15 protein-coding genes are annotated in these 18,409 nt (G+C 70.7%); 6 read left to right on the top strand and 9 right to left on the bottom strand.

What is annotated here, in order from left to right:
* Position 1: 1 nt before the first annotated feature.
* Entirely contained in the window at positions 2 to 1,132 is a 1,131-nt protein-coding gene (locus tag ACWD3C_RS03860; protein WP_451139739.1) for a mechanosensitive ion channel family protein, read from the bottom strand.
* A gap of 108 nt (positions 1,133 to 1,240) precedes the next feature.
* Here ACWD3C_RS03860 and ACWD3C_RS03865 point away from each other — a divergent pair, with 108 nt between their 5' ends.
* Positions 1,241 to 1,810: a dienelactone hydrolase family protein gene (locus tag ACWD3C_RS03865; RefSeq protein WP_451139741.1), complete on the top strand. Its 570-nt coding sequence runs from the start codon at positions 1,241 to 1,243 to the stop codon at positions 1,808 to 1,810.
* A 417-nt stretch (positions 1,811 to 2,227) separates the two neighbouring features.
* Here the strand turns inward: ACWD3C_RS03865 and ACWD3C_RS03870 are convergent, their stop codons facing one another.
* The 4 genes from ACWD3C_RS03870 to ACWD3C_RS03885 all read right to left on the bottom strand — a co-directional run bounded on the left by ACWD3C_RS03870 (position 2,228) and on the right by ACWD3C_RS03885 (position 6,996).
* The gene (locus tag ACWD3C_RS03870) at positions 2,228 to 3,889 is read right to left on the bottom strand and encodes an alkaline phosphatase D family protein (RefSeq protein ID WP_451139743.1); all 1,662 of its coding nucleotides are present in this window, start codon (positions 3,887 to 3,889) and stop codon (positions 2,228 to 2,230) included.
* Between the two features lie 105 nt (positions 3,890 to 3,994).
* Positions 3,995 to 4,795, bottom strand: a complete 801-nt coding sequence (locus ACWD3C_RS03875; RefSeq protein ID WP_451139745.1) for a DsbA family protein — start codon at positions 4,793 to 4,795, stop codon at positions 3,995 to 3,997.
* 87 nt (positions 4,796 to 4,882) lie between these two features.
* Positions 4,883 to 5,578, bottom strand: coding sequence for a hypothetical protein (locus ACWD3C_RS03880; RefSeq protein WP_451139747.1), 696 nt, complete (start codon positions 5,576 to 5,578; stop codon positions 4,883 to 4,885).
* Between the two features lie 68 nt (positions 5,579 to 5,646).
* The gene (locus tag ACWD3C_RS03885) at positions 5,647 to 6,996 is read right to left on the bottom strand and encodes a DUF2252 domain-containing protein (protein ID WP_451139749.1); all 1,350 of its coding nucleotides are present in this window, start codon (positions 6,994 to 6,996) and stop codon (positions 5,647 to 5,649) included.
* 311 nt (positions 6,997 to 7,307) lie between these two features.
* Between ACWD3C_RS03885 and dnaE the strand changes: the two genes are divergently transcribed.
* Positions 7,308 to 10,847: a DNA polymerase III subunit alpha gene (gene dnaE / locus ACWD3C_RS03890; RefSeq protein ID WP_451139751.1), complete on the top strand. Its 3,540-nt coding sequence runs from the start codon at positions 7,308 to 7,310 to the stop codon at positions 10,845 to 10,847.
* A gap of 128 nt (positions 10,848 to 10,975) precedes the next feature.
* Here the strand turns inward: dnaE and ACWD3C_RS03895 are convergent, their stop codons facing one another.
* Positions 10,976 to 11,155: a hypothetical protein gene (locus ACWD3C_RS03895; protein WP_451139753.1), complete on the bottom strand. Its 180-nt coding sequence runs from the start codon at positions 11,153 to 11,155 to the stop codon at positions 10,976 to 10,978.
* A gap of 224 nt (positions 11,156 to 11,379) precedes the next feature.
* Between ACWD3C_RS03895 and ACWD3C_RS03900 the strand changes: the two genes are divergently transcribed.
* The 4 genes from ACWD3C_RS03900 to ACWD3C_RS03915 all read left to right on the top strand — a co-directional run bounded on the left by ACWD3C_RS03900 (position 11,380) and on the right by ACWD3C_RS03915 (position 15,415).
* Complete coding sequence (locus ACWD3C_RS03900) at positions 11,380 to 12,600, top strand: NYN domain-containing protein (protein WP_451139755.1); 1,221 nt, start codon at positions 11,380 to 11,382, stop codon at positions 12,598 to 12,600.
* A gap of 125 nt (positions 12,601 to 12,725) precedes the next feature.
* Positions 12,726 to 13,742, top strand: a complete 1,017-nt coding sequence (locus ACWD3C_RS03905; RefSeq protein WP_451139757.1) for an ABC transporter ATP-binding protein — start codon at positions 12,726 to 12,728, stop codon at positions 13,740 to 13,742.
* Positions 13,743 to 13,770: 28 nt separating this feature from the next.
* Positions 13,771 to 14,628: an ABC transporter permease gene (locus ACWD3C_RS03910; protein WP_451139759.1), complete on the top strand. Its 858-nt coding sequence runs from the start codon at positions 13,771 to 13,773 to the stop codon at positions 14,626 to 14,628.
* Between the two features lie 112 nt (positions 14,629 to 14,740).
* Positions 14,741 to 15,415, top strand: a complete 675-nt coding sequence (locus ACWD3C_RS03915; protein WP_451139761.1) for an AAA family ATPase — start codon at positions 14,741 to 14,743, stop codon at positions 15,413 to 15,415.
* A 647-nt stretch (positions 15,416 to 16,062) separates the two neighbouring features.
* Here the strand turns inward: ACWD3C_RS03915 and ybaK are convergent.
* The 3 genes from ybaK to ACWD3C_RS03930 are packed head-to-tail and all read right to left on the bottom strand — an operon-like array spanning position 16,063 to position 18,402.
* Positions 16,063 to 16,563, bottom strand: coding sequence for a Cys-tRNA(Pro) deacylase (gene ybaK / locus ACWD3C_RS03920; RefSeq protein ID WP_451139763.1), 501 nt, complete (start codon positions 16,561 to 16,563; stop codon positions 16,063 to 16,065).
* A 13-nt stretch (positions 16,564 to 16,576) separates the two neighbouring features.
* Positions 16,577 to 17,317 (bottom strand): LON peptidase substrate-binding domain-containing protein, encoded by a 741-nt coding sequence (locus ACWD3C_RS03925; protein WP_451139765.1) that lies wholly within the window; start codon positions 17,315 to 17,317, stop codon positions 16,577 to 16,579.
* Between the two features lie 11 nt (positions 17,318 to 17,328).
* Positions 17,329 to 18,402, bottom strand: a complete 1,074-nt coding sequence (locus ACWD3C_RS03930) for a hypothetical protein (RefSeq protein ID WP_451139767.1) — start codon at positions 18,400 to 18,402, stop codon at positions 17,329 to 17,331.
* Positions 18,403 to 18,409: the final 7 nt, after the last annotated feature.

Below are 18,409 nucleotides of genomic sequence, written 5' to 3' on the forward strand. Positions count from 1 at the left end.
GTCAGCGTTCCGTCCGGGGCGGCTGATGCTGGTGGACGCGGCGCGCGGCGGCCTTGCCGTCGGGGGAGGACGGGTTTCCGCCGTCGTGGAACGGCGGCAGGGCGGCGTCCGCCGCGTTGACCCGGGGCATCGCGTAGGGGTGCTCCTCGGCCAGCCAGCGGATCATCTGCTCGCGCACCGTGATCCGTGCCGTCCATACGTCGTCGGCGTCCTTGGCCGTCACCAGGGCCCGCACCTCGATGGTGCTCGGGGTGGTGTCCGTGACGGACAGGTTGTAGGCGCGGCCGTCCCAGGCCGAGCAGTCGCGCAGGATGTCGCGGAGCCGGTTGCGCATCAGGTCCAGCGGGGCGGAGTGGTCGAGGTGCCAGTAGACGGTGCCGGTGATCTGGGCGCCGCCGCGCGACCAGTTCTCGAAGGGCTTCGACGTGAAGTACGAGACGGGCATCGTGATACGGCGCTCGTCCCAGGTGCGGACGGTCAGGAAGGTCAGCGTGATCTCCTCGACCGTGCCCCACTCGCCGTCCACCACGACCGTATCGCCTATCCGCACCATGTCGCCGAAGGCGATCTGCAGCCCGGCGAACATGTTGCTCAGGGTGGACTGCGCGGCCACACCGGCGACGATGCCGACGATGCCCGCCGAGGCCAGCAGTGAGGCACCGGCGGCGCGCATGGCGGGGAACGTGAGCAGCATCGCGGCGGCCGCCACCACGGCGACGATCGCGGAGACCACCCGCATGATGAGCGTCACCTGGGTCCGGACACGGCGGACGCGGGCCGGATCGGGGTGGTTGCTCGCGTACCGGCTGTACGAGGTCTCCACGACCGCGGCCGCGATCCGCACCACCAGCCAGGCGGCGGAGCCGATGAGGGTCAGCGTCAGCGCCCGGCCGACGCTGGTGTTGACCCTGTCGCTGTCCAGCAGGTTCGCCTCGCTGTAGGTGGCTCGCAGGGCGGCCGCGCACAACAGCGCCTGGAAGGGCACGCGGCCCTCGCGGAGCAGACCCCACAGGGGCGTCTCGCTGTGCCGGGCATCGGCCTTGCGCAGCAGACGGTCCACGGCCCACCCGAGGAGCAGGGCGAGCACGACCGAGCCGCCGAGGACGATCAGCGGGCGCAGTACGTTCTCCATGCCCCCGACGGTAACGGGAACGGGTCCCTCATGGACACGCGGCCCGGTTGCGGCCGGGGGCACCGGGCTCGTCCGGCCGTTGTCAGTGGCGGCTGGCACCATGAACGCATGAACATCATGCTCTTCCACTCGACCTACGGTCCGCGCCCGGCGGTGCGCGCGGCGGCCGACCGGCTGCGTGCGGCGGGACACGAGGTCTGGACGCCCGACCTCTTCGAGGGGCGCACGTTCGACGATGTCGAGGAGGCCCGGGACTACCGGGAGGAGATCGGGAAGGACGAGCTGCTCAAGAGGGCGGTCCTGGCGGCGGCGCCCTACTCGGAGCGGGGACTTGTGTACGCCGGGTTCTCGCTCGGTGCCGCGATAGCGCAGACCCTGGCGCTCGGCGACGACAAGGCCCGCGGGCTGCTGCTCCTGCACGGCACCTCGGACATCGCGGAGAACGCGTCGGCCGACGGTCTGCCGGTCCAGCTGCATGTCGCCGAGCCCGACCCCTTCGAGCCCGACGACTGGCTGAGCGCCTGGTACCTGCAGATACGGAAGGCGGGCGCGGACGTGGAGGTCTACCGGTACGCCGGGGCCGGCCACCTCTACACCGACCCCGACCTGCCCGATTACGACGCGGAGGCCGCCGAGGCCACCTGGAAGGTGGCACTCGGCTTCCTGGAGTCCCTGTAGGGGGCGGAGCTCAACTTGTCGCGGGCGGGCGTGATGCCACCCCCGCGTGGGGCCGAAGAGGCCGTTCGCGGGGCGTCTCCGAGTGGGGCGCCCTTCACGCGCCGGCGGGGCCGCAGACGCTGGGGAAGGCGGCCCAGCCCAGCAGGCCGTCGCCGAGGTTGGCGGAGTGGATCCGGGTGGGCTTCGCGCGCCACGGCGTTCGTGTCGTCGGCGCACTCCGTATTTGAATGCGGGTCAGTCCGGGCGTCGAGACGGCCACGTAACGGAGAGAGTTGGCCGGGGCGGGTGGTGTGTCCGGATTCGGGCTCCGGTTCGCACCACCCGCCGTCGCCACGTGATCTGTTCTTGACGAACTTCGAGATGATCACGACTGGCTGAAATCCGCCCCTGAGGGGCTGTGTTCCGACCGGCTGAAACTCAGCGCACCGGATCGTGGACCCGTTCCACCTTCTGCGTGCCGCTGCGCGTGCGGTACGAACGGGCCCACGACGAGGTCGCGTCGGCCTTCGTACGGTCGGAGAGGACGTAGTAGTCCATCTGCGCGCGCTCGGCGGTGATGTCCAGGACGCCGTAGCCGTGCCGGTCGGTGTCGACCCAGCGGACGTGCCGGTTGGTGGCGCGGATCAGCGGGGAGGCGACGGCGGAGACGACACCCTCGGGGACCTTGAGGATGTCGTCGAGGTTGTCCGAGGTCACCGAGGTGACGACGAACTCCGTGGCGGCCGAGGCGGACAGCGGGTACGTACCGGCGTTCAGCGGCACGTCGTTGGCCCACGCCATGTGGATGTCGCCGGTGAGGAAGACCGTGTTGCGGATCGCGTTGTCGCGCAGGTGGGCGAGGAGTTCGCGGCGGTCGTCGGTGTAGCCGTCCCACTGGTCGGTGTTGACGGCCAGGCCCTCCTTCGGCAGGCCCAGCAGCCCGGCGAGCGGCTTCAGGAGCTCGGCGGTGAGCGAGCCGACGGCGAACGGCGCGATCATCACCGAGTTGCCGACCAGCCGCCAGGTGGTGTCGGAGGCATTCAAGCCCGCCTTCAGCCAGTCCAGTTGGGCCCGGCCCGTCACCGTACGCTCGGGGTCGTCGACGCCACCGTTGCCGGTCGACACCTGCTGCGAGCGGAAGGAGCGCAGGTCGAGCAGCGAGAGATCGGCCAGCCTGCCGAAGCGCAGCCGCCGGTAGGTCGTGCCCTCGATCGCCGGGCGCACCGGCATCCACTCGAAGTACGCCTGCTTGGCCGCCGCGGCCCGCGCCGTCCAGGCGCCCTCCGTGCTCTCGGTGTGGTTCTCGGCGCCGTCCGACCATGTGTCGTTGGCGATCTCGTGGTCGTCCCAGATGGCGATCACGGGGGCCGCCGCGTGCAGGGCCTGCAGGTCCGCGTCGGTCTTGTAACGGCCGTGCCGGGTGCGGTAGTCGGCGAGCGTCAGGATCTCGTGGGCCGGGGCGTGCGGCCGTACGACGGTGTCGCGGGTGCCGTACTCGCCGGTGCCGTACTCGTAGATGTAGTCGCCGAGATGCAGCCAGGCGTCCAGGTCGCCGCGGGCGGCGAGGTGGCGGTACGCGGAGAAGTGGCCGGCCTCCCAGTTGGCGCAGGAGACCACGCCGAAGCGGAGGCCGGAGACGGCGGCGCCGGTGGCCGGGGCGGTGCGGGTGCGGGCGACGGGGGAGTCGGTGGCGCCGGCGGAGAAGCGGAACCAGTAGTCGGTGGCGGGTTCGAGGCCGCGGACGTCCGCCTTGACAGTGTGGTCGGAGGCGGCGGTCGCGGTGACGGACCCCTTGGCGACGATCGTCGTGAACGCCCGGTCCTTGGCGACGGTCCACTCGACCGCGAGGTCCGGGCCGAGCCCCGAGCCGGGTACCGCCTCGGCGGTCGGCGTCACCCGGGTCCACAGCAGGACGCCGTCGGGCAGCGGGTCACCGGAGGCGACACCGTGCAGGAAGGCGGGGCCCTCGGCGGCGCGGGCGGGTATCGCACCGGCGAGCGGGGCGGCGAGGACGGCTCCGGCCGCGGCCGCCTTGACGACCGTACGGCGGCGCGGGGTGAGGGAGTTGGGACTGATGTGGGATCTGATGCGTCTGGTCACGGACGATCAGATTACTGATCGGTAAGTGCTCAGGTAAGACGGACGACATGAAGGGCGGGCGAACCCGGAAGAGTTCGCCCGCCCTTACGCCGCCCGTTACTTGGGTTACTTGGTGATGCCCGCGTCCTTGAGCGCCGTCTCCCAGTCGGCCACGGAGCCCGGGTTCTCGATCTTCTTGTCGTTGATCTTGATGGTCGGGGTCGACCTGACATCCTCGGCGTCGTCGAAGGACTTGCTCATCCTCATCGCCCAGGCGTCGTACGTGCCGTTGTTGACGGCGTCCTGGAACGTCTTGTTGTTCTTCAGCGCGTCCACCGTGTCCGCCACCTTGATCAGGTAGCTGTCGTCGGCGAACTCGTCGGTCGTCTCCTCGGGGTGGTACTCCGCCGAGTACAGGGCGGTCTTGTACTCCAGGAACGCTTCGGGGCTCACGTTCAGCGCGGCGCCGAGCGCGCTCAGCGCGTTCTTCGAGCCCTCGCCGCCGGCGTTGCCGTCGATGAAGGTGCCGACCGTGAAGGAGAGCTTGTAGTCGCCGTCCTCCATGCCCTTGTTGACGGTGTCGCCGATGGTCTGCTCGAAGGAGGCGCAGGCCGGGCAGCGCGGGTCCTCGTAGAGGTGCACCACGTTGTCGGTCTTGGAGTCGCCGATGAGCACGGTGGTGCCGTCCGTGCCCGAGGTGTTGGCCGGGGCGACCACCTTGGCGTCGGCGGCCTCCTCCCAGTGCGTGGGCTGGTTGCCCTGGACGACGGCGTAGCCGATGCCGCCCGCTATCGCCAGGACGCCGACCATCGAAAGGGCGACGATGGCCTGCCGCCTGATCCGGTCGCGCTTGGCCTGGCGCTCGCGCTCCAGGCGCAGCCGCTCACGGGCCGCCGTCTTCTCCGCCTTGCTGTTCCGCTTGCTCATGCTGGTGATCTCCATGTGGGACGCGCACATGTCGTACGCGGGATACGGGTGAGGGAGTGCTCGTGCTCAGGTCGCTTCTGATCGCTTTCAGGCAGCGAGCGCGAGTGAGCACGGCGGTCCACGCCGTCCCAGGGAGAGTGCGAGGAGCAGATCGCGGGCGGTGGCCGTACGGGGCGCGGGGCGCGGCAGACGGCGTACCGGCGCCGGGGCGGCGAGCCGTACCGTCACCGAGGCGACCGCGAACAGCAGCGGCCGGAAGCCTGCCGCCGTCGCCGCGCCGAGCAGCTGGGCCAGCGCCCGTTCGCCGCGCCGCAGCCAGGCGGCCGCGAGGAGACCGACGCCGACGTGCGCGGCGAGCAGTGCCCAGGCGACGGCCGGGCCGGCGTCGGCGAGGAGGGAGGCCGCCCGGCCGGAGTCGCCGGTGACCCGCGCCAGCGGGGTGCCCACGTCGGCGCCGCCGCACAGCACGTCGAGGCCGACCGAGCGCAGCGGGCCCGTGACCGGGCCACCGGCCTCGCCGTAACAGACGTGCTGGCCGGCGGTGAACACGGTGTCGGCCGCCAGCTCCAACGGGATCAGCAGGGCGGCGATCCGTCCGAAGCCGCGCTCGCGGCCCGCCAGCGCGTAGGCGAGGGAGAAGACGACGGCGGCGGTCGCGGCCACGGTGGCCAACGGCAGCGGGACCCTGGACAGCAGCACGTGCGACGCGGTGCTGAGCGTCACGACGAGTGCCGTGAACAGCGCCGCGCGGACGGCTCTGAGCTGGGTCCCGGATATGTCCATCGTGTGAGAAAGTCTGCCACGTTCCGCCGTAAGGGCCCTCTAAGAGCCCGCTGTGCGTTGGAGACGGGCTACAGACCCGGAATCCGTCCGTTACGGAACAGGTCCACGAAAATCTGGTGGTCCGCACGCGCGCGTGCCCCGTACGTGTGCGCGAAGTCCACCAGGAGGGGTGCGAAGCCGTCCTCGTCGCCCGCGATCGCCGCGTCGATGGCCCGCTCGGTGGAGAACGGCACCAGGGACTGCCCCGACAGGTCGTCCGCCGCCCCGTGCATCGTGGCCGTCGCCCGGCCCAGGTCGGCGACCACGGCGGCGATCTCCTCCGGATCGTCGATGTCGCCCCAGTCCAGGTCCACCGCGTACGGCGACACCTCGGCGACCAGCTGACCCGTGCCGTCCAGCTCGGTCCAGCCCAGCCACGGGTCCGCGTGGGCCTGGAGGGCGCGCTGGGAGATCACCGTGCGGTGGCCCTCGTGCTGGAAGTAGCCGCGGATCGTCCGGTCCGTGATGTGCCGGGAGACGGCCGGGGTCTGGGCCTGCTTGATGTAGATCACGACGTCGTTCTCCAGGGCGTCGCTGTTGCCCTCCAGCAGGATGTTGTACGACGGCAGCCCCGCCGAGCCGATGCCGATGCCCCGGCGGCCGACGACGTCCTTCACCCGGTACGAGTCGGGGCGGGCGAGCGAGGACTCCGGCAGCGTCTCCAGGTAGCCGTCGAAGGCCGCGAGCACTTTGTAGCGGGTGGCCGCGTCCAGCTCGATCGCGCCGCCGCCGGGCGCGAAACGGCGCTCGAAGTCACGGATCTCGGTCATCGAGTCGAGCAGCCCGAAGCGGGTCAGGGAGCGGGCGTCGTGCAGGGCGTCGAGGAGCGGCCCCTGGGCGGTGTACAGGGTGAAGGGCGGCACCTCGTCCTGCTTGGCGCCGGTCGCGAGGGCGTGGATCCGCTCGCGGTACGCGACCGCGTAGATCGTCACCAGTTCGGTGATCTGCTCGTCGCTGAGCGCCTTCGTGTACCCGATCAGCGCCACGGAGGCCGCGAAGCGCTTGAGGTCCCAGGTGAAGGGGCCGACGTACGCCTCGTCGAAGTCGTTCACGTTGAAGATCAGGCGGCCCGTGGAGTCCATGTACGTGCCGAAGTTCTCCGCGTGCAGGTCGCCGTGGATCCACACGCGCGAGGCGCGCTCGTCCAGGAACGGGCTGCTTATGGGCTTCTCGTCATCCCGCCCGGCGTTCTCCGTGTCCAGATCGTGGTAGTACAGGCACGCCGTACCCCGGTAGAACGCGAACGCCGAGGCCGCCATCTTCCGGAACTTCACGCGGAACGCGGCCGGGTCGGCGGCCAGGAGCTCGCCGAAGGCGGTGTCGAAGACGGCGAGGATCTCCTCACCGCGTCGCTCGTCGTTGAGCTGCGGAACCGACATCGCGGGGTGCCTCCTGAAGCAGGTGGTACGTGACATGTGGGTGGCCGTGTGCGCCGTTCGCGGGAAACGGATCGTCCGTCACGGACGATCCGTCCCCTTCCAACGGACGAAGGATCGCGGGAGTGCCCACGATCGCACGCAGTAAGTTGCGGGGGAGAGCCCGCCCTCCCGTCACCCGACCGCCGCCCCTCATCGAGGCGCTTCGCGCCACAGTATCCGTCTCAAATGTCAGTGCCGAGGCATAGACTTCGACGCTGTCCCCCAGACTGTCCGCAGCCTGTTGCCAGACGTTCTTCTTGGAGGCCTCAGCCGTGTCAAAACCGCCGTTCACGCACCTGCACGTCCACACCCAGTACTCGCTGCTGGACGGTGCCGCGCGGCTCAAGGACATGTTCAACGCGTGCAACGAGATGGGCATGACCCATATCGCCATGTCCGACCACGGCAACCTCCACGGGGCGTACGACTTCTTCCACTCGGCGCAGAAGGCGGGCGTCACGCCGATCATCGGCATCGAGGCGTACGTCGCCCCGGAGTCCCGGCGCAACAAGCGCAAGATCCAGTGGGGCCAGCCGCACCAGAAGAGGGACGACGTCTCCGGTTCGGGTGGTTACACGCACAAGACGATCTGGGCGGCGAACAAGACGGGCCTGCACAACCTCTTCCGGCTCTCCTCGGACGCATACGCCGAGGGCTGGCTGCAGAAGTGGCCCCGCATGGACAAGGAGACCATCTCCCAGTGGTCCGAGGGACTCATCGCCTCCACCGGCTGTCCCTCCGGTGAGCTGCAGACCCGGCTGCGCCTCGGCCAGTTCGACGAGGCGCTGAAGGCGGCCGCCGAATACCAGGACATCTTCGGCAAGGACCGCTACTTCCTGGAGCTGATGGACCACGGCATCGAGATCGAGCACCGGGTCCGCGACGGCCTCCTCGAAATCGGCAAGAAGCTCGGCATCCCCCCGCTGGTCACCAACGACTCGCACTACACGTACGCGCACGAGGCGACCGCCCACGACGCGCTGCTGTGCATCCAGACCGGTAAGAACCTCTCCGACCCGGACCGCTTCCGCTTCGACGGCACCGGCTACTACCTGAAGTCGACGGACGAGATGTACGCCATCGACTCCTCGGACGCCTGGCAGGAGGGCTGCCGCAACACGCTCCTGGTCGCCGAACAGATCGACACCACCGGGATGTTCGAGAAGCGCGACCTGATGCCCAAGTTCGACATCCCGGAGGGCTTCACCGAGGTCACCTGGTTCCAGGAGGAAGTCCGGGTCGGCATGAACCGCCGCTTCCCGGGAGGCGTCCCCGAGGACCGCCAGAAGCAGGCCGAGTACGAGATGGACGTCATCATCCAGATGGGGTTCCCGGGGTACTTCCTCGTCGTCGCCGACTTCATCATGTGGGCCAAGAACAACGGCATCGCGGTCGGCCCCGGCCGAGGCTCCGCGGCCGGCTCGATCGTCGCGTACGCGATGGGCATCACCGACCTCGACCCCATCGAACACGGCCTGATCTTCGAGCGGTTCCTCAACCCCGAGCGCGTCTCCATGCCCGATGTCGACATCGACTTCGACGAGCGTCGGCGCGTCGAGGTGATCCGGTATGTGACGGAGAAGTACGGCGCCGACAAGGTCGCCATGATCGGCACATACGGAAAGATCAAGGCGAAGAACGCCATCAAGGACTCCGCGCGCGTGCTGGGCTACCCGTACGCGATGGGCGACCGGCTCACCAAGGCGATGCCCGCCGACGTCCTCGGCAAGGGCATCGACCTCAACGGCATCACCGACCCCTCGCACCCGCGCTACAGCGAGGCGGGCGAGATCCGGGGGATGTACGAGAACGAGCCGGATGTGAAGAAGGTCATCGACACCGCGCGCGGTGTGGAAGGCCTGGTCCGGCAGATGGGTGTGCACGCGGCCGGCGTGATCATGTCCAGCGAACCCATCGTCGACCACGCCCCGATCTGGGTGCGGCACACGGACGGTGTGACCATCACACAGTGGGACTACCCCCAGTGCGAGTCGCTGGGCCTGCTGAAGATGGACTTCCTGGGCCTGCGCAACCTGACCATCATGGACGACGCCATCAAGATGGTGAAGGCCAACAAGGGCATCGACCTGGAGATGCTCTCCCTCCCGCTGGACGACCCCAAGACCTTCGAACTGCTCTGCCGCGGTGACACGCTCGGTGTCTTCCAGTTCGACGGCGGCCCGATGCGCTCGCTGCTCCGCCAGATGCAGCCCGACAACTTCGAGGACATTTCCGCCGTCTCGGCCCTCTACCGGCCGGGCCCGATGGGCATGAACTCGCACATCAACTACGCGGAGCGCAAGAACGGCCGCCAGGAGATCACTCCGATCCACCCGGAGCTCGAAGAGCCCCTGAAGGAGACGCTCGGCCTGACCTACGGCCTGATCGTGTACCAGGAGCAGGTGCAGAAGGCGGCGCAGATCATCGCCGGTTACTCGCTCGGCGAGGCCGACATCCTGCGCCGCGTGATGGGCAAGAAGAAGCCCGAGGAGCTGGCGAAGAACTTCACCATCTTCCAGGCGGGCGCCCAGAAGAACGGCTACTCCGACGAGGCGATCCAGGCCCTGTGGGACGTCCTGGTCCCGTTCGCCGGATACGCGTTCAACAAGGCACACTCGTCGGCGTACGGCCTGGTCACCTACTGGACGGCGTATCTCAAGGCGAACTATCCGGCCGAGTACATGGCCGCGCTGCTGACCTCGGTCAAGGACGACAAGGACAAGTCGGCGGTCTACCTCAACGAGTGCCGGCGCATGGGCATCAGGGTGCTGCCGCCCAATGTGAACGAATCCGAGCAGAACTTCGCCGCCCAGGGCGACGACGTGATCCTCTTCGGGCTCTCCGCGGTGCGCAACGTCGGCACGAACGTCGTGGAGTCGATCATCCGCTCGCGCAAGGCCAAGGGGAAGTATGCCTCGTTCCCCGACTACCTCGACAAGGTCGAGGCGGTCGTCTGCAACAAGCGCACCACCGAATCGCTCATCAAGGCGGGCGCGTTCGACACCATGGGACACACCCGCAAGGGACTGACCGCCCAGTTCGAGCCGATGATCGACAACGTGGTACAGGTCAAGCGCAAGGAGGCCGAGGGCCAGTTCGACCTCTTCGGCGGGATGGGCGAGGAGGCGAACGAGGAGCCCGGGTTCGGCCTGGACGTGGAGTTCACCACCGAGGAGTGGGACAAGGCCTATCTGCTAGCCCAGGAGCGGGAGATGCTCGGCCTGTACGTCTCCGACCACCCCCTCTTCGGCCTGGAGCACGTGCTGTCCGACAAGGCCGACGCGGGCATCTCCCAGCTCACCGGAGGTGAGCACGCGGACGGCGCGGTGGTGACCATCGGCGGCATCATCTCCGGCCTGCAGCGCAAGATGACCAAGCAGGGCAACGCCTGGGCCATCGCCACGGTCGAGGACCTCGCCGGTTCCCTCGAGTGCATGTTCTTCCCGGCGACCTACCAGCTCGTCTCGACCCAACTCGTCGAGGACGCCGTCGTGTTCGTCAAGGGCCGCCTCGACAAGCGCGAGGACGTGCCCCGGCTCGTCGCGATGGAACTCCAGGTCCCGGATCTGTCGAACGCGGGCACCAACGCGCCCGTGATCCTCACCATCCCGGCCCTGAAGGTCACCCCGCCCATGGTCAGCCGGCTCGGCGAGATCCTCAGCCACCACAGGGGCGAGAGCGAGGTGCGGATCAGGCTCCAGGGCCCCAGCAAGACCACGGTGCTGCGGCTCGACCGGCACCGGGTGAAGCCCGACCCCGCGCTCTTCGGCGACCTGAAGGTGCTGCTGGGACCGTCCTGCCTGGCGAACTGAGGGAACGGCACCCTCGGCGGACCTACGGCGAGTGAGCCGAAGGGGCGCGCCCGGTACCGGGCGCGCCCCTCGACGTGTGCCTGGGCTCGAACAGCCCCGGCCGGGCTTCAACGCCCTCGCGTCAAGCTTCAGTTGTGGCCGAAGCGTTTCTGCTGCTTACGGGCAACATCGGTCGGGCTGCCCTGCGGTATCGACATCGGCGACTCCTGCGCCTCCGTCGAGCCGCGCTCTGCCTGCTCCTGCGCCTTCTCGGCCTGCGAGGAACGGTCCTGCTGGCTGCCCTGCTTACGGTTCTTGTTCTTGGCCATGGTGATCTGCCTCCTGTGGGGGATCTAGGGGCCAGGGCCGCGACCAGATTCACATAGCCTGACAAGCAGCGCATTTCGGAGAATTACGGTCCGTGATGGGCGCTGTCGGACCGTGAACCTCGAATACGCCACGCCGAAGATCGAGTTCCGGCCGTTAACCTCCGCGTGGTCGGGCAGACTCGAAGGAAGCCCGAAGCAAACCTCCCGGAAAGAGGGTGGATCGCGTGGACCGCTGCATCGTCCTGGTGGATGCCGGGTATCTGCTCGGGGCTGCCGCCAGCCTCCTCGCCGGGGAACCCTCCCGCTCCCGCATCACCGTCGACCACACGGCCCTCGTCCAGGGCCTGCGCGAGCGCGCCGAGGCCGACACGGAACGGCCGCTGCTGCGCATCTACTGGTTCGACGGCGCCCCCGACCGCGTACCCCAGCCGGAGCACCGCAGACTGCGCGTGATGCCCCGGGTCACGGTCAGGCTCGGCGCGCTGACCCGCAGTGACGGGCGGTGGGCGCAGAAGGGCGTGGACGCCGCCATGCACGCCGAACTCACCGAACTGGCCCGCAACCGGGCCTGCTCGGACGTGGTGCTCGTGACCGGGGACGGAGATCTGCTGCCGGGCATGATGGCCGCCAAGGAGCACGGCGTCGCCGTACACCTGTGGGCCGTGCAGGCCGCCGACGGGGACTACAACCAGTCCGAGGACCTGGTCGCCGAGGCCGACGAACGGCGTGTCCTGGACCGTACGTGGATCACCAAGGCCGTACGCGCCAAGGAACTCGGTGGAGTGTGTGCGCCGCCGCCCGCGCCGCGGCCCGAGATCGCCGCGATCCTGTCCGCGCCACTGCCGGAGTCGGCGCTCCCCGCCGCCACGCAGCGACCCACCGAGCCGCCCGAGCACGCCGCCACGTCCGCCGCCGTGCAGAACGGGACCGAGGAACGGGTGCCCGCCCCCAAGGGCGTACCGACGCCGAAGGACCTCGCGGCGATGCGCGGCCCCGGGGCGCACGCCACGCAGCCCCCGGCGAGTGCCACCCTGCGCTGGTCCTCCGACAAGGGCTGGGTCGACCGGCCCGGAGCGGTCGCCGAGCCCCCGGAGGTCGCGTCCATGCCGACGCTGGCGCAGCTCACCACGGCCGAGCAGCGGTGGGCCGACCGGGAGGAGGACATCACCACGGTCGGCGGCGATCCGTACGAGGTCGGACAGGTGTTCGCGCGGCGGTGGATGGAGCGGCTGACGGACCAGAGCCATCTGCAGAAGCTGTCCGGGATGTATCCGCGGATCCCGCACCGCGTGGACGGGGAACTGCTGCGCTACGCGGCCCGGTTCGGGCTCCTCGCGCACAAGGACGACCAGATCGACGAGCACGACCGGTACGCGATCCGGGCCGGGTTCTGGCGGGAGATCGACGTACGGACGGCCGCCGAGCACGCCCCCGCCGGGGACTGACCGGACCGCACCGTCGGGCCGCGCGGCGGGCGGCGGGGGTGAGCGGTGGACATGTGTACGCGGACATGTGTACGGGGCCGCCCCGGACGCGGCTTCGGGTTCGCGACCCCGTAGGCTCGTGCCTCGTGAGTGTGCGCGCGGGACAGGGAGGCCGACACGGTGGGGACGCCGTGTGTGTCGTGCGCGGGCTGACCAAGACCTATCCGGCGGTACGCGGACGGCGCGGGACGCCGGCCACACCGGAGGTGCGGGCCAACGACTCCGTCGGGCTCGATGTGCGGCGCGGGGAGATCTTCGGGCTGCTCGGGCCGAACGGTGCCGGAAAGACCACCCTCGTACGGCAGCTCACCGGGCTCATGCGGCCCGACGAGGGCACCGTCGAGATCCTCGGCCACGACATCGTGCGGCACCCGGAGCGGGCCGCACGGATTCTCGCGTACCTCGGGCAGGAGTCGACCGCCCTCGACGAGCTGACCGTGTCGCTCGCCGCCGAGACGACCGGGCGGCTGCGCGGCCTCGACCTGCGGCGGGCCCGGATCGAGCGGGACGCCGTACTGGAGGAGCTGGGGCTCACCGCGCTGGCCTCGCGGACGCTGAAGAAACTGTCCGGCGGGCAGCGGCGGCTCGCCTGCTTCGCGACCGCGCTGGTCGGGGAGCGGCCGCTGCTGGTGCTGGACGAGCCGACCGCCGGGATGGACCCCGTGGCGCGGCGGGCCGTGTGGGCCGCCGTGGACCGGCGGCGGGCCGAGCGGGGGACCACCGTGCTGCTGGTCACCCACAACGTCATCGAGGCGGAGACCGTGCTCGACCGGGTCGCCGTCCTCGACAAGGGCCGGGTGATCGCCTGTGACACCCCGGCCGGGCTGAAGGAGAAGGTCGCGGGCGAGGTACGCGTCGAGCTCGTGTGGCGCGAGCGCGCCCCCCTCGACGTGCCCGAGGTCGCCGTGCTGCGCTCGCGCGCCGTCGAGTCGGGGCGGCGCTGGACGCTGCGGCTCGCCCCCGAGGAGGCCCGCGCGGTCGTCGCCACCGTCACCGGAGGCGCCGCCTTCGTCGCCCTGGACGACTTCACGCTCGCCACGCCGAGCCTGGAGGACGTGTACCTGGCGCTGGGCGGCGACACACAGGGGCTGGTGAAGGCGTGAACGCACGGAGCGCCGCAGCCGTACGAGAATGGGCGACCGCCGGAGCGAAGAGGAGCAGCTCGACGTGAGTGTCGTACCCGCGGAGGTTCTGCCGGGCAGTGCCCTGGCCGGTCAGGAGCGGGCCGATGAGGCCGTGGCGCTCGGGCCGCGCGCGCGGCTGTGGCCGTCGCTCGCCGCCGTCTACCGGGCGCAGCTCTCGCGGGCGCGTGTCGCGCGGATTCCGCTGCTGTTCGTGGCCACCTTCCAGTCGATCGGGATCATGGTCCTGATGCGGGGTGTGGTGGACGGCGGGGACGAGGCGCGCGCGGTCGTGGCCGGTTCCTCCGTCCTGGTCGTCGCCTTCGTCGCGCTGAACCTGCTCGCGCAGTACTTCGGGCAGCTCCGGGCGAGCGGGGGGCTGGACCACTACGCCACGCTGCCCGTGCCGCCCGCGGCGGTGGTGCTGGGCGCGGCGGGCGCGTACGCCTCCTTCACCGTCCCCGGGACCGTCGTGACGGCGGTGTTCGGGTGTGTGCTGTTCGGGCTGCCGCTCGCACACCTGTGGGTGCTCGCCGCGGTCGTCCCGCTTGCCGGGGCGGCGCTGGCCGGGCTCGGGGCTGCGCTCGGGCTGCTTGCGCCGCGGCCCGAACTGGCGACTCTGCTCGGGCAGTTGGGTATGTCGGCGGCGTTGCTGCTGGGTGTGCTGCCGGCGGACCGGATGCCCGGGTTCGTGCAGGTCGGGCGGGATCTGCTGCCGTCCACGTACGGGGTCGAGGCCCTCGCGCGGACCTTCGGGGCCGACCCCGACTGGGCGTTGGTGCTGGGTGACCTGGCCGTGTGCGCGGGGGTCGGGGTCGTCTCGCTGGGGGTCGCGACCTGGGCATACCGGAGGGCCGCGGTCCGTTGACCGGGCGCGGGCTGTGCGTCGACCGTCCGTTGGTTCGGCTGTCGGCCGGCTGCCGGGTTCCGGGCGGACGTCCGGTGACGCGTCGCTCAGGTAGGCCTGGCACGATGTCAGGGTGACCGCACCGCTGACTCCGCCTCCGCCGCCGCATCGACAGACCCCGCATCAGGACGTCTGGCAGGTTCCCCCTGCCGGGGGTGGCGTGGGGAGCCTCTCGTACGAACAGGACGGGCCCGGGATGAAGACGGAAGTGCGGGAGGCCGTGATCGCGGCGGTGGCCGTGGCGCTCGGGGGTGTGCTGCTCGGGGTGTCGTGGTGGTGGCTGGCGCCGCAGGTTCCGCTTGTCTCCGACGGTGACGCCGTGTACCTCCAGGACACCGAGGGGGAGCAGGCGATCGGGGTGGACGGGACGTTCGCCCTGCTCGCGCTGGCCTTCGGGGCTGTGAGTGCGCTGGTGGTGTTTCTGGTGCGGCGGCGTGGAGGTGTGCCGCTGGTGGTCGCGCTCGCGGTGGGTGGGCTGCTCGGGTCGTTGCTCGCGTGGCGGCTCGGTGTGTGGCTCGGGCCCACGGATGATGTGGCCGCGCGGGCGAGGGAGGTCGGCGAGGGGGTGACGTTTTCCGCGCCGCTGAAGCTCAGTGCGAAGGGGGCGTTGCTGGCGTGGTCCGTGGCGGGGCTGGTCGTTCACCTTGGGCTCACGGGGTTGTTCGGGCCTCGGGATCCTGATCCGTACGAGTACCAGTACCAGCAGGGCGGCCCGTACGGCTCGCCTCCGGCGGGGCCGGGGGTCTGAGGGGGCCTGTGGTGCGGGGGCGCCGGGGGTTGTTTTCGCCCCCGCCGCCCCTACCCCCATCCTCCAGGGGCTGCCGCCCCTTCGACCCCGCCTGTGGGGGCTGCGCCCCCAGGCCCCGCTGGGAGTGTGCGGGGTGGGTGGGTGGGTGTTGGTGGGGCGGGTGGTGTGGGTTGTGGGGTGTCTGCGGGTTGTGTGTGGCTGGTCGCGCCCACGCGGCGGAGCCGCATATCGATACAGCCCCGCGCCCCTGACGGGGCGCGGCTCCAGCCCGGAGCAGTACCCATCGGCCCGCGCCCCACCTCACTAGCCCGGCACCAAGCTCCTCCGCCCCCGCGCCAAGCCTTTTCAGCCCAGCCCGGCACCATCAGCCCGTCCGGCGTTTGAGGACGAGGCCGTTCAGGCCGATCCACGGCAACCCCCACTCACCCGCAGAGAACCCACCCACCCCGGGGTCGAAGGGGCGGAGCCCCTTGGGGATGGGACGGGTAGGGGCGGCGGGGGCGAGGGACGGGGCCTGCGCTTGCTTCTCGGTCAGGCGGGCCGTCGGCCGTGGTTGGAGCGGCCCTTCTTGGTGCGCCACTTGCGTTTGCGGGTTTTCTTCGACATGTCCTCTGTAAGTAGCGGAGGACTCGGCAGCCGTCGAGGGGTCACGCGCGGGCGATGGGGGCCAGGACCGCTTGCGTGAGGTGGGCCAGGTCCGAGGGGGAGAGCTCGACCTCCAGCCCGCGGCGGCCGGCCGAGACGCAGATCGTGGTGTGGGCGGAGGCCGAGGCGTCCAGGACCGTGCGGAGCTTCTTGCGCTGGCCGAGGGGGGAGATACCGCCCCGTACGTAGCCCGTCGTACGCTCCGCGGCCCCCGGGTCCGCCATCGTCGCCCGCTTGCCGCCCACCGCCGTGGCCAGCCCCTTCAGGTCCAGGGAGCCCGCCACGGGGACGATGCCGACGACCAGCGCGCCGTCCACGTCGGCGACCAGGGTCTTGAAGACGCGGTCCGGGGAGACACCCATCGCCTCGGCGGCCTCCTCGCCGTAGGACGGGTGGGACGGGTCGTGGTCGTAGGCATGGACGGTGAAGTCCACCCCCGCCGTCGTCAGCGCCACCGTGGCCGGGGTCCCGCCCTGCTGCTGTTTCTTCGACTTCTTCGCCATCCGCCTTCTCGTCTCAGTTCAGGCTCGTCGGCCCCCGGGTCAGCTCCGAGGCCGGCAACGACGGCAGACTACGGATGATGGCGCTCTCGGCGCGCAGGAGTTTCAGTTCGTCGCGGAGGCGGGAGGCGATGTCGGGGGCCTGGAGGAGGCGTTGCCTGACCGGGGTGTCGAGCATCATCGCGGCCGCGACGAGGTAGGACACCACGGCGGGCTCGTCCGGGAGGTCCGCGCCCGACGAGAGGGAGCGCTCACTGGCACCGGCCAGGCGCTTCTGGTACTTGCGGAAGGCACGCAGCACGCCCTCGGCCAGCGCTCCCGCCTCCTCGCCCTGCTCCTCCGGCAACTCCTCCAGCTCGGCCGTCAGGAACGGCCCGGACGCGTCCACCGAGAGCAGCCGCACCCGGCTCGTGCCGGTGGCCAGCACCTCGAAGGTGCCGTCGTCCTGCTCCCGTACGGTCGCCGCGTCCGCGACGCAGCCCACCTGGTGGAAGGCCTTGACCGGGTCGTCGCCGAAGCCGGCCGCGGGGCCGCGTTCGGGCAGGGACGTCGGGTCCGGCATGCCGGGCGCGCTGGGCGCGACCTCGTGGCCGTCGCGGATGGCGACGACGGCGAACCGGCGCGGTTCGTCCTCGGGGGTCTTCAGGAGCTCGCGCATCATGGCGCGATAGCGCTCCTCGAAGATGTTCAGAGGAAGCACGAGCCCCGGGAACAGCACCGAGTTCAGGGGGAAGAGCGGAAGCCGGACGGTGGTCACGGCGTCACAGCCTAGTGCTCGCCGGAGTGGGCACGTTCGTCGCGCTCACTTCGTGGTCGTTCCGGGTACTCGCCGCGTGGCCGTTCCGGGCGCCCGTGTCCGCGTCGGCCCAGCGGAATCCGGGACGCCACCTCCAGCCGTACACCGTCCCGCAGGTCCAGGAACTGGCCCAGCGGGTCGTCCGAGATCCGGTCCCAGGGGAACGAGGTGGCGTACGGGCCGATCAGCCGCAGTTGGTCCAAGGCGTCCTCCCAGCGTTCCAGGCGCACCAGGACGTAGGTGAGCAGATTGCGGACCTCGGCGGGCCACGGGTCGGCGGCCGCATACGCGGCCGACAGCGCGATCGCCCCGTCGGCCGCCTCCTCCAGGCGCTCGCGCAGCACCCCCGTGACGCCACCGTGGTCGGTGAGGTACGCGAAGGCCGCCCGCACCGGCAGTGCCCGTACGAGGGAGCCGGGCAGCGTCTCCCGCGCGGCCCGTTCGGCGAAGGCGAAGGACTCGCGGTGCGAGCCGTACCAGGTGGCGGACAGGTACTGGAGGGCCGAGACGTGGCAGCCGTGGTGGTGCGGGGAGCGGCGGACCGCCTCCGCCCACAGCTCGTCGAACTCGGCGTGGCTCGTGTTGGTGCCCCGGGCGTGGTCGAGGGCGATCCGCCAGGGCACCGGATCGCGCGGGTCGCCCTCGGCGGCCGCGGTGATCAGCGGGCTCAGCCGACGCAGGAGTTCGCCGCGGGCCGGGGACTCCCAGGCGCGGGTCACCGCCAGCTCGGCCTTGACCAACAGCGCGTCCGGGGCGTGCGGGGCGGCGTGCTGCCAGGCGTGCAGCCACGCGTCGCGTGAGCGCGCGAAGGCGGCCAGCCGGGTCGTGTACTGGTCCCGGCTCTCCCACTCGGCGGCTTCCCGGGTGGCGGCCAGCAGCTTCGCCGCCGGGGCGTACTCGCCGAGCCCCGCCGCCACGAGCACCGGCCCGAGCCGGTCGTCGGGGGCGTCGAGCAGTACCTCGGTGTCGGCGGGCAGTCCGACGGCGAGGTGCGAGGCGTTCTGGGCCATCCGGGCCGTACGGATGGCCGCGCGCAGCAGTCCCATAGCGTGG

Source organism: Streptomyces sp. NPDC002845 (genome assembly GCF_053591955.1).